This window comes from Pseudomonas sp. 29 (assembly GCF_002754355.1).
GTDB classification, from domain to species: Bacteria; Pseudomonadota; Gammaproteobacteria; order Pseudomonadales; family Pseudomonadaceae; genus Aquipseudomonas; species Aquipseudomonas neuropathica.
On the sequence record NZ_PEEY01000001.1, the window covers coordinates 3,907,358 to 3,917,782 of the forward strand.

Sequence of the window (10,425 nt, forward strand, 5' to 3'; positions counted from 1 at the left end):
AGCGAGCTTGCTCGCGAAGGCGTCAGTTCAATCACACAGGCTTCTGGTAGGTATCGATCACTTCCTGAGCTGCACGAAACGCATCGATCGCCGCCGGCACGCCGGCATACACTGCGCAATGCAGCAGCGCCTCACGAATCTCGTCGACCGTGCAGCCATTGTTCAGCGCGCCGCGCACGTGGCCTTTCAACTCTTGCGGGCACTTCAATGCGGTCAGCGCGGCGAGGGTGATCAGGCTGCGGGTTTTCAGCGGCAGACCTTCGCGATTCCAGACGCCACCCCAGGCATGTTCATTGACGAAATCCTGCAACGGCTGGGTGAACTCGGTGGCGTTGCCCAGCGCGCGATCAACAAACGCATCGCCCATTACCTGGCGACGTACTTCTACCCCGGACTTCTTCGATTCGGTCATGGCGTATCACTCTTGTGGTGTTGGCGGCGCCAGGCGCGGATCGACGTGAACAGCAGAAACGTCAACAGCGTCGGCAAGACATAAAACAGCATCAGCCGCTCAAGCTTGCCGGCCAGCGGCATGCCGGTGGTGAACGACACCACGTGCAGCCCGTACGCCAGGTACAAACCGAGCAACAGCAAACCTTCGGCGCGCGTCACGCGGTAGCCGGAATAGAACACCGGCAGGCACAGTGCGGCGACGCCGAGCATCACCGGCAGGTCGAAATCCAGCGCGTTCGGGGACACCGACAGCGGCGTCGGTGCGATCAATGCGGTCAGGCCGAGCACCCCGAGCAGGTTGAACAGGTTGGCGCCGATCACGTTGCCGACGGCGATGTCGCGTTGTCCGCGCAAGGCTGCGATCAATGACGTAGCCAGTTCCGGCAGCGACGTGCCGACGGCGACCACAGTCAGGCCAATCACTCGCTCGGAGAATCCCAGGTCGGTGGCCACCACGACAGCGGCGCCCAGCAGCAGATGCCCGGCAAACACCAGCATCGCCAGACCGATAACGATCATCAACAGGCTGCTGAACCACGAGGCATGCGCCGTTTCAGGATGTTCCGAATGCGGTCGCGTCGAATGCCGTGACTGGCGCAGCAGTAAACCGAGATACAGCGCCAAAGCCGCCAACAACAGGATGCCGTCGAAGCGCCCGATCTCTTCATTCCATGCCAGCACGAATACCAGCAGGCTGGCACCGATCATCAGCGGAATATCCAGGCGCACCAGTTGCCGCGAGACGCGCAGAGGAATGATCAGCGCGGAAAGCCCTAGGGTGACAAGGATGTTGAAGATGCTGCTGCCGACCACACTGCCGACGGCGATGTCCGGGTTATGCGCCAGCGCCGCTTGCAGGCTGACGGCCATTTGCGGTGCGCTGCTGCCGAGGGCGACGATGGTCAGGCCGATGATCAGCGGTCGCACATGCAGGCGTGCTGCCAGACGTACCGCTGCGCGCACCATCAGTTCGGCGCCGAAGATCAGCAGGCACAGGCCAGCGAGCAGTTCGATCACGCTGATCAGGGGTAAATCGGCTAATCCGAAAATGGTCAGCGCTCCATCAGTCGTCGAGGGCCTGCACGCGAACCCGCGCGGTGCCGCTGCGCAGCATGCCGAGTTGTTCGGCGGCCTCGCGGGACACATCGATCAGGCGTCCACGGGTATGCGGGCCACGGTCGTTGATGCGGACCACAACGGATTCATCGTTTTTCAGGTTGGTGACCTTCACCCGTGTGCCGAAGGGTAGCTGGCGGTGGGCGGCGGTCAGGGAATTCTGGTTGAACGGCTCGCCACTGGCGGTCCGTTTACCGTGGTGCTTGGCACCGTAATAAGAGGCGACACCGGTCTGGTCGTAACCGTGCGGGTCGATGATATCGGTACTGGCGCAACCGGCCAGCAAGGAGAGCAGGGCGAAAAGGCTGAGCAGACGCTTCATTCAAGGTTTCCCAAAAACAAATGTAGGAGTGAGCCTGCTCGCGATAGCGCAATGTCAGACACCGGAAAAGTGACTGTCAAATCGCTATCGCGAGCAGGCTCACTCCTACAGGGGATGGAGCCAGGCTGTTTGTCTGGCTCCATTTTCATCAGCCTTCGAGCTTGCTTTTCAGCAGTTCGTTCACTTGCTGCGGGTTGGCTTTGCCTTTCGACGCTTTCATCGCCTGACCGACAAAGAAGCCGAACATCTTGCCGCGTTTGGCTTCATCCGCCGCACGATACTGTTCAACCTGCTCGGCGTTGGCCGCGAGCATTTCGTCCAGCACTGCAGAGATCGCGCCGCTGTCGGTAACCTGTTTCAGGCCACGTTTCTCGATGATTTCGTCCGCGCTGCCTTCACCGTTGGCCATCGCTTCGAACACCACTTTGGCGATCTTGCCGGAGATGGTGTTGTCCTTGATGCGCTGCAGCATGCCGCCCAGCAGTTCAGCGGAAACCGGCGACTCGTCGATGTCCACGCCTTGCTTGTTGAGCAGGCTGCCCAACTCGACCATCACCCAGTTCGCCGCCAGTTTCGCGTCGCCGCCGATAGCTGCAACTTTCTCGAAGTAGTCCGCTTGCTCACGGCTGGTGGCCAGCACGTTGGCGTCGTAGGCCGACAGACCGAACTGGCTCTGGAAGCGCTCGCGTTTCTGCGGTGGCAGTTCCGGCAGGGTGGCGCGCACCTCGCCGAGGAACGACTCTTCGATGACTACGGGTAGCAGGTCCGGATCGGGGAAGTAACGGTAGTCGTTGGCTTCCTCTTTCGAACGCATCGGACGGGTCTCGTCCTTGTTTGGATCGTACAGACGGGTCTGCTGGATCACTTTGCCGCCGTCTTCGATCAGCTCGATCTGACGCTGGATCTCGGTGTTGATCGCCTTCTCGATGAAGCGGAACGAGTTGACGTTCTTGATCTCGCAGCGCGTGCCGAACTCAACCTGACCTTTCGGGCGTACCGATACGTTGCAGTCGCAACGCAGCGAACCTTCGGCCATGTTGCCGTCGCAAATACCCAGGTAACGCACCAGTGCGTGGATCGCCTTGACGTAAGCCACGGCTTCCTTGGCGCTGCGCATGTCCGGCTCGGAGACGATTTCCAGCAGCGGTGTGCCGGCACGGTTCAGGTCGATGCCGGTGGCACCGTTGAATTCTTCGTGCAGGCTCTTGCCGGCGTCTTCTTCCAGGTGCGCGCGGGTGATGCCAACACGCTTGACCGTGCCGTCTTCCAGGGCGATGTCCAGGTGGCCCTTGCCGACGATCGGCAACTCCATCTGGCTGATCTGGTAGCCCTTCGGCAGGTCCGGGTAGAAGTAGTTTTTACGGGCGAACACGTTGTGCTGACCGATCTCGGCGTCAATCGCCAGACCGAACATCACCGCCATACGCACCGCTTCCTGGTTCAGCACCGGCAGAACGCCGGGCATGCCCAGGTCGATCAGGCTGGCCTGAGTGTTCGGCTCGGAACCGAACGTGGTGGAACTACCGGAAAAGATTTTCGACCGGGTAGTGAGCTGAGTGTGAATCTCCAGCCCGATCACGACTTCCCATTGCATGTGTGTCTCCTCAGAAGCCGGTTGGGGTGCGGGTGTGCCAGTCAGTGTTGAGCTGATACTGGTGGGCAACGTTCAACAGGCGACCTTCCTGGAAATACGGCGCGAGCAACTGCACGCCCACCGGCAGACCGTCGACAAAACCGGCCGGCATCGACAGGCCCGGCAGGCCCGCGAGGTTGGCGGTGATGGTGTAGACGTCTTCCAGATAGGCAGCGACCGGGTCGCTGTTCTTGGCGCCGAGTTTCCAGGCCGGGTTCGGCGTGGTTGGGCCGAGGATGATGTCGACCTCATTAAAGGCAGCCATGAAGTCGTTCTTCACCAGGCGACGGATCTTCTGCGCTTTCAGGTAGTAGGCGTCGTAGTAACCGGCGGACAGCGCGTAGGCACCGACCATGATCCGGCGCTGCACTTCCGCGCCGAAGCCTTCGCCACGGGAACGCTTGTACAGGTCGATCAGGTTTTCCGGGTTCTCGCAGCGATGGCCGAAGCGCACGCCGTCGAAACGCGACAGGTTCGAGGAAGCCTCTGCCGGGGCGATCACGTAGTACGCAGGAATTGCGTGCTGCATGTTCGGCAGGCTGATTTCCTTGATCACCGCACCGAGCTTCTGCAGCTCTTTGATGCTGTTCTGGATCAGCTCGGCGATGCGTGGGTCGAGACCGGCGCTGAAGTATTCCTTCGGCACGCCGATGCGCAGGCCTTGCAGCGAGTCGCCCAGGCTGGCGGAGTAATCCGGAACCGGCTCATCGATGCTGGTGGAGTCGTTCTGATCGAAGCCAGCCATACCTTGCAACAAAATTGCGCAGTCTTCGGCGGTGCGCGCCAACGGCCCGCCCTGATCGAGGCTCGAGGCGTAAGCGATCATGCCCCAGCGCGAAACACGACCGTAGGTCGGTTTCAGGCCGGTGAGGTTGGTGAAGGCTGCCGGCTGACGGATCGAACCGCCAGTGTCGGTGGCCGTGGCCGCAGGCAACAGACGAGCGGCTACTGCCGCCGCCGAACCGCCGGACGAACCGCCCGGCACGTGTTCCAGGTTCCACGGGTTTTTCACCGCGCCGTACCAGCTCGACTCGTTGGCCGAACCCATGGCGAATTCGTCCATGTTGGTCTTGCCCAGGGTCACCGCGCCGGCAGCCGCCAGCTTCGCGACCACGGTGGCGTCGTACGGGGCTTTGAAGTTGTCGAGCATCTTCGAGCCGCAGCTGGTGCGAATGCCCTGGGTGCAGAACAGGTCTTTGTGAGCGATCGGCGCACCGAGCAGGGCGCCGCTCTCACCGTTGGCGCGGCGTGCATCGGCGGCTTTCGCCTGCTCGAGCGCCAGCTCTTCGGTGAGGCTGATGAAACTGTTGAGCTGCGGATCGAGCTGGGTGATGCGCGCCAGCAGGACTTTGGTCAGCTCTTCGGAGGAAAACTTTTTATCGGCGAGACCGCGGGCGATCTCGGCCAGAGTCATTTGATGCATTGCAGGCTCTTTCCCTTTAGTCGATGACTTTCGGAACCAGATACAGGCCGTTTTCGACCGCTGGTGCGATGGACTGGTAGGCCTCGCGGTGATTGGTCTCGGTCACAACATCGGCGCGCAGGCGCTGACTGGCTTCCAGCGGGTGGGCCAGAGGCTCGATTCCGTCGGTATTAACAGCCTGCATTTCGTCGACCAGACCGAGAATGCTGTTGAGAGCGGAAGTAATGTGTGGAAGATCGGCATCATTGAGGCCAAGGCAGGCCAGATGAGCGATTTTTTCCACGTCGGAGCGTTCTAGCGCCATCGGGATTCTCCTGTGGAAAACAGAACGGACGGCGTCCGTGTGTTAGATTGTCGGAACACTACCGCACTTCTACGGTCATAAGGCCGCGATTGTGGGGCTTGGTGCACAGAAAAGCGGCCAATTTAACATATTGGCGCCTTGCCCAAAATCCCTGTCGTTGTTAGAGTTTGCCGCACTTTTTTACCCACGCGTTGCCTAGGGTCCCTTTCCCATGTTCAAGAAACTGCGTGGCATGTTTTCCAGCGATCTTTCCATTGACCTGGGCACTGCCAACACCCTTATTTACGTGCGCGAGCGCGGTATCGTCCTGAATGAGCCATCGGTTGTGGCCATTCGGACACACGGTAACCAGAAAAGTGTCGTTGCTGTCGGCACCGAGGCCAAGCGCATGCTCGGCCGTACGCCGGGCAACATTGCTGCCATTCGTCCGATGAAAGACGGCGTGATCGCCGACTTCAGCGTCTGCGAAAAGATGCTGCAATACTTTATTAACAAGGTTCACGAAAACAGCTTTCTGCAGCCTAGCCCTCGTGTGCTGATCTGCGTTCCATGCAAATCCACCCAGGTTGAGCGTCGCGCCATCCGTGAATCGGCCCTTGGTGCCGGTGCCCGTGAAGTATTCCTGATCGAAGAGCCAATGGCCGCTGCGATCGGTGCCGGCCTGCCGGTAGAAGAAGCGCGCGGCTCGATGGTCGTGGATATCGGTGGTGGTACCACTGAAATCGCGCTGATCTCCCTGAACGGTGTGGTGTATGCCGAATCCGTCCGCGTTGGCGGCGACCGCTTCGACGAAGCGATCATCACTTACGTGCGTCGCAACTACGGCAGCCTGATCGGTGAATCCACCGCTGAGCGCATCAAACAGGAAATCGGCACGGCCTACCCGGGCGGCGAAGTTCGCGAAGTCGACGTTCGCGGTCGCAACCTGGCCGAAGGCGTTCCACGCGCATTCACCCTGAACTCCAACGAAGTGCTGGAAGCTCTGCAAGAGTCCCTGGCAACCATCGTTCAGGCTGTGAAAAGTGCTCTGGAGCAATCGCCGCCGGAACTGGCTTCCGACATCGCCGAGCGTGGCCTGGTGCTGACCGGTGGTGGCGCGCTGCTGCGTGATCTCGACAAGTTGCTGGCCCAGGAAACCGGTCTGCCAGTGATCGTTGCCGAAGATCCGCTGACCTGTGTGGCTCGCGGCGGTGGCCGTGCATTGGAAATGATGGATAAGCACACCATGGACCTGCTCTCGAGCGAATAAGTCGCCGAGTGCAATACGTGGGTGAGCGCGCAGGCAGCACTTTGCAGTGCTGCCTGTTGGCGTTTATCTTCTGTCAGTCTTCATCCAGGCCGGTTTGATGCCGTATGAATAAACAGAACATTTGCTTGGGAGGAGCGGCTTATTAAACCGCTTTTCGCCAAGGGCCCTTCGTTGGGCGTGCGCCTGTTGGTGCTGGCCGTGCTATCGATCGCGCTGATGGTGGTCGATGCCCGCTTTGACCTGCTCAAGCCTGCGCGCAAGCAAGCGTCGCTGGTGCTGATGGATGCCTACTGGATCACAGACCTGCCGGGTCGCTTGTGGGAAGGTGTCGCCAGCCAGTTCGGCAGCCGCACCGAGCTTGTCGCCGAAAACGAAAAACTCAAGACCGAAAACCTGCTGTTGCAGGGCCGCATGCAAAAGCTTGCCGCCCTTACCGAGCAGAACGTTCGGCTGCGCGAGTTGCTCAATTCTTCTGCACTGGTCAACGAAAAGGTCGAAGTGGCCGAGTTGATCGGTATGGACCCCAACCCGTTCACCCATCGCATCATCATCAATAAAGGTGAGCGCGACGGCGTGGTGCTCGGTCAGCCGGTGCTCGATGCGCGTGGCCTGATGGGCCAGGTGGTCGAGTTGATGCCTTACACCTCGCGTGTCTTGCTGCTCACTGACAGCACACACAGCATTCCGGTACAGGTCAATCGCAACGGGCTGCGGGCCATTGCCAGCGGCACCGGCAACCCTGAACGCCTGGAATTGCGCCACGTCGCCGACACTGCCGATATCAAGGAAGGCGACCTGTTGGTCAGTTCCGGCCTTGGCCAGCGTTTCCCGGCAGGCTATCCGGTCGCGACCGTGAAGGAAGTGATCCACGATTCCGGTCAGCCGTTCGCCATCGTCCGCGCCGTGCCGACCGCCGCGCTGAATCGCAGCCGTTACATGTTGCTGGTGTTCAGCGACAACCGCACCGCCGAAGAGCGTGCCAACGATGCGGCGCAAGCGCAGGAAAATCTTGATGCTTTTGGCGGCGGCCCGATTATTCCGGCCACTGTACCGAAAACCGTGACCCCGCCTGCCGCAGCGGCTACGACGCCCGCGACGCCTGCCGCACCGACCGCCGCCGCTAGCGCCACACCGGCCAAACCCGCGGCAAGCAAACCGCCAGCGGCTGCCAAACCTCCAGCTGCCCAGCCGGCTGCGCGACCTGCGGCCAAACCGCCAGTCAACGCACCAGCGACAACCGGGAGACAAGAATAATGGTCGGGGCTACCGCATCGCGTAACGGCTGGATTGTCTGGCTGACGTTTGTTGTCGGCATACTCCTGAGCGTGTCGCCATTGCCGATTTTCATGGAAATCCTGCGCCCGCTATGGCTGGCCTTGCTCCTGACATTCTGGGCTTTGTATATGCCGCACACAGTGGGCATGGTCACGGCGTTTTGCCTGGGCCTGGCCGAAGACGTGCTGCAGGGCGATCTGCTCGGTCAGAACGCGCTGATCCTGACACTGATCACCTTCCTCGTATTGTCATTGCAACAACGCCTGCGGATGTTCCCGATGTGGCAGCAATGCCTGGTAATTCTGGTGATCTTCGGCCTCGCGCAACTGGTGCAACTGTGGCTCAGTGCCTTGACCGGTAACCGTCAACCAACCCTGGCGCTGGTACTTCCGGCGCTGGTCAGCGCCTTGCTCTGGCCTTGGGTCAGCTTTGCCCTACGCGGATTGCGCCGACGCTACAAAATCAATTGAACCGGTGAAGTTGGGCACTGAACAGGGAGATGTTTTGATGAAGCCGCTTTACCTCGCCTCCGGATCGCCGCGTCGCCGTGAATTGCTCACGCAGATCGGCGTTGCGTTCTCCGCCATCAGTGCGGATATCGACGAAACCCCATCACCCGAAGAGTCGCCCTCGGCCTATGTCGATCGCTTGGCGCGCGGCAAAGCCGAGGCCGGACGCCGCACGGTCGTGTCCACTCAGCCATTCTGCGTGCTGGGTGCTGACACTGCCGTGGTGCTGGACGGCAAAATTCTGGGCAAACCGGTGGACGAAGCCGATGCATGCGCCATGCTGATGATGTTGTCCGGCAAGGAGCATGAAGTGCTGACCGCCATCGCCGTGCTTGAAGACGAGCGCTGCGAGTCGCGGGTGGTGCGCAGTCTGGTGCGGTTTCGCGCGATCAGCATTGAGGAAGCGGCCGCTTACTGGGCCAGTGGCGAGCCACGGGACAAGGCCGGTGGTTATGGCATTCAGGGGCTCGGCGCGGTGTTTGTCGCGGGCCTCAATGGCAGTTACTCGGCGGTGGTCGGGTTGCCGATTTGCGAAACCGCAGAACTGTTAGGCCATTTCGGCATACCCTGTTGGCAAAACCTGAACGCGCAATAAGCGTCGTACGAATCCAGATGCGGCCATTATCGTGAACACGCCTGAACGAGATCCTGCCATGAGTGAAGAGATTCTGATCAACATCACGCCGATGGAGTCGCGCGTGGCGGTGGTCGAAAACGGTGTGCTGCAAGAAGTCCACGTTGAGCGCACACAAAAGCGCGGGATTGTCGGCAACATCTATAAAGGCAAGATCGTCCGCGTGCTGCCGGGTATGCAGGCAGCGTTTGTCGACATCGGCCTGGACCGCGCGGCATTCATTCACGCCGCCGAAATCTCTCTACGTGAAGGTCCTGCGGTCGAAAGTATCAGCGCGCTGGTGCACGAAGGTCAAAGCCTGGTGGTGCAAGTCACCAAGGACCCGATTGGTTCCAAAGGCGCGCGCTTGACCACGCAGCTGTCGATACCTTCGCGTTATCTGGTGTACATGCCGCGCACCGCCCACGTCGGCATCTCGTTGAAGATCGAAGACGAAGCCGAGCGCGAACGCCTCAAGCAGGTGGTCAGCGATTGCGTGGCCAAAGAAGGCATCAAGGAGGCCGGTGGTTTCATTCTGCGCACCGCCGCCGAAGGCGCTGGCGCCGATGAAATCCTCATGGACATCCGTTACCTGCGGCGCCTGTGGGACCAGATCAACGAGCAGATCAAAACCATCTCCGCGCCTAGCGTGATTTACGAGGACCTCGGTCTGGCGTTGCGTACGCTGCGTGACCTGGTCAACCCGAAGATCGAGAAGATTCGCATCGATTCCCGGGAAACCTTCCAGAAAACCACGCAGTTCGTCGCCGAACTGATGCCGGAAATCGCCGATCGTCTGGAACACTACCCGGGTGAACGACCGATTTTCGACCTGTATGGCGTCGAAGACGAAATCCAGAAAGCCCTCGAACGCAAGGTGCCGCTGAAATCCGGTGGCTATCTGGTGGTGGATCCGGCGGAAGCCATGACCACCATCGACGTGAACACCGGAGCTTTCGTCGGCCATCGCAACCTCGAAGAAACCATCTTCAAGACCAATCTCGAAGCGGCCACCGCGATCGCCCGGCAAATGCGCCTGCGCAATCTGGGCGGGATCATCATCATCGACTTCATCGACATGGAAGATGAAGAGCATCAACGCCAAGTGTTGCGCACCCTGGAAAAACAGCTGGAGCGTGATCACGCCAAGACCAACATCATCGGCATCACCGAGTTGGGCCTGGTGCAGATGACCCGCAAGCGTACCCGCGAAAGTCTCGAACAGGTGCTGTGCGAGCCGTGCAGCAGTTGTCAGGGGCGCGGCAAACTCAAGACTGCGGAAACCATCTGTTACGAGATCTTCCGCGAGATCCTCCGTGAAGCGCGAGCCTATCAGGCTGAGGGTTACCGGGTGTTGGCAAACCAGAAAGTGGTGGATCGCTTGCTTGACGAAGAATCCGGTAACGTCGCCGAGCTTGAAGGGTTTATCGGTCGCACCATACGCTTCCAGGTGGAAACCATGTATTCCCAGGAACAATATGACGTGGTGCTGCTCTGATCCCCTGCGTCACTTTTATTCCACCGCGGC

Annotated in this window: 11 protein-coding genes; 5 read left to right on the forward strand and 6 right to left on the reverse strand. The window is 60.2% G+C overall.

Annotation, left to right across the window (positions count from 1 at the left end; all coding sequences use genetic code 11):
• Positions 1-31: 31 nt before the first annotated feature.
• The 6 genes from CLU80_RS17940 to gatC form a co-directional block, all read right to left on the reverse strand.
• Complete coding sequence (locus tag CLU80_RS17940; protein ID WP_093435910.1) at positions 32-412, reverse strand: carboxymuconolactone decarboxylase family protein; 381 nt, start codon at positions 410-412, stop codon at positions 32-34.
• A complete protein-coding gene (locus tag CLU80_RS17945) occupies positions 409-1,470 on the reverse strand; it encodes a calcium/sodium antiporter (protein ID WP_093435915.1) in 1,062 nt (353 codons plus the stop codon). Before CLU80_RS17945 ends, CLU80_RS17940 begins: the two co-directional genes overlap by 4 nt.
• A 46-nt stretch (positions 1,471-1,516) precedes the next feature.
• Complete coding sequence (locus CLU80_RS17950) at positions 1,517-1,891, reverse strand: septal ring lytic transglycosylase RlpA family protein (RefSeq protein WP_093435918.1); 375 nt, start codon at positions 1,889-1,891, stop codon at positions 1,517-1,519.
• Between the two features lie 148 nt (positions 1,892-2,039).
• Positions 2,040-3,485, reverse strand: a complete 1,446-nt coding sequence (gene gatB, locus CLU80_RS17955) for an Asp-tRNA(Asn)/Glu-tRNA(Gln) amidotransferase subunit GatB (protein WP_099757997.1) — start codon at positions 3,483-3,485, stop codon at positions 2,040-2,042.
• A 10-nt stretch (positions 3,486-3,495) separates the two neighbouring features.
• The gene (gene gatA / locus CLU80_RS17960) at positions 3,496-4,947 is read right to left on the reverse strand and encodes an Asp-tRNA(Asn)/Glu-tRNA(Gln) amidotransferase subunit GatA (RefSeq protein ID WP_093435926.1); all 1,452 of its coding nucleotides are present in this window, start codon (positions 4,945-4,947) and stop codon (positions 3,496-3,498) included.
• Positions 4,948-4,963: 16 nt separating this feature from the next.
• Complete coding sequence (gatC, locus tag CLU80_RS17965) at positions 4,964-5,251, reverse strand: Asp-tRNA(Asn)/Glu-tRNA(Gln) amidotransferase subunit GatC (protein WP_007901429.1); 288 nt, start codon at positions 5,249-5,251, stop codon at positions 4,964-4,966.
• A gap of 211 nt (positions 5,252-5,462) precedes the next feature.
• On the opposite strand from gatC, the gene mreB reads away from it, so the two are divergent.
• From mreB to rng, 5 genes are all read left to right on the forward strand, one after another.
• The gene (gene mreB, locus CLU80_RS17970; protein WP_002555108.1) at positions 5,463-6,500 is read left to right on the forward strand and encodes a rod shape-determining protein MreB; all 1,038 of its coding nucleotides are present in this window, start codon (positions 5,463-5,465) and stop codon (positions 6,498-6,500) included.
• A 141-nt stretch (positions 6,501-6,641) separates the two neighbouring features.
• The gene (mreC, locus tag CLU80_RS17975; protein ID WP_099757998.1) at positions 6,642-7,754 is read left to right on the forward strand and encodes a rod shape-determining protein MreC; all 1,113 of its coding nucleotides are present in this window, start codon (positions 6,642-6,644) and stop codon (positions 7,752-7,754) included.
• Positions 7,754-8,245, forward strand: coding sequence for a rod shape-determining protein MreD (gene mreD, locus CLU80_RS17980; RefSeq protein WP_034154468.1), 492 nt, complete (start codon positions 7,754-7,756; stop codon positions 8,243-8,245). Before mreC ends, mreD begins: the two co-directional genes overlap by 1 nt.
• A gap of 37 nt (positions 8,246-8,282) precedes the next feature.
• Positions 8,283-8,879 (forward strand): Maf family protein, encoded by a 597-nt coding sequence (locus tag CLU80_RS17985; RefSeq protein WP_099757999.1) that lies wholly within the window; start codon positions 8,283-8,285, stop codon positions 8,877-8,879.
• Positions 8,880-8,937: 58 nt separating this feature from the next.
• A complete protein-coding gene (gene rng, locus CLU80_RS17990) occupies positions 8,938-10,395 on the forward strand; it encodes a ribonuclease G (protein WP_034154470.1) in 1,458 nt (485 codons plus the stop codon).
• Positions 10,396-10,425 lie beyond the last annotated feature (30 nt).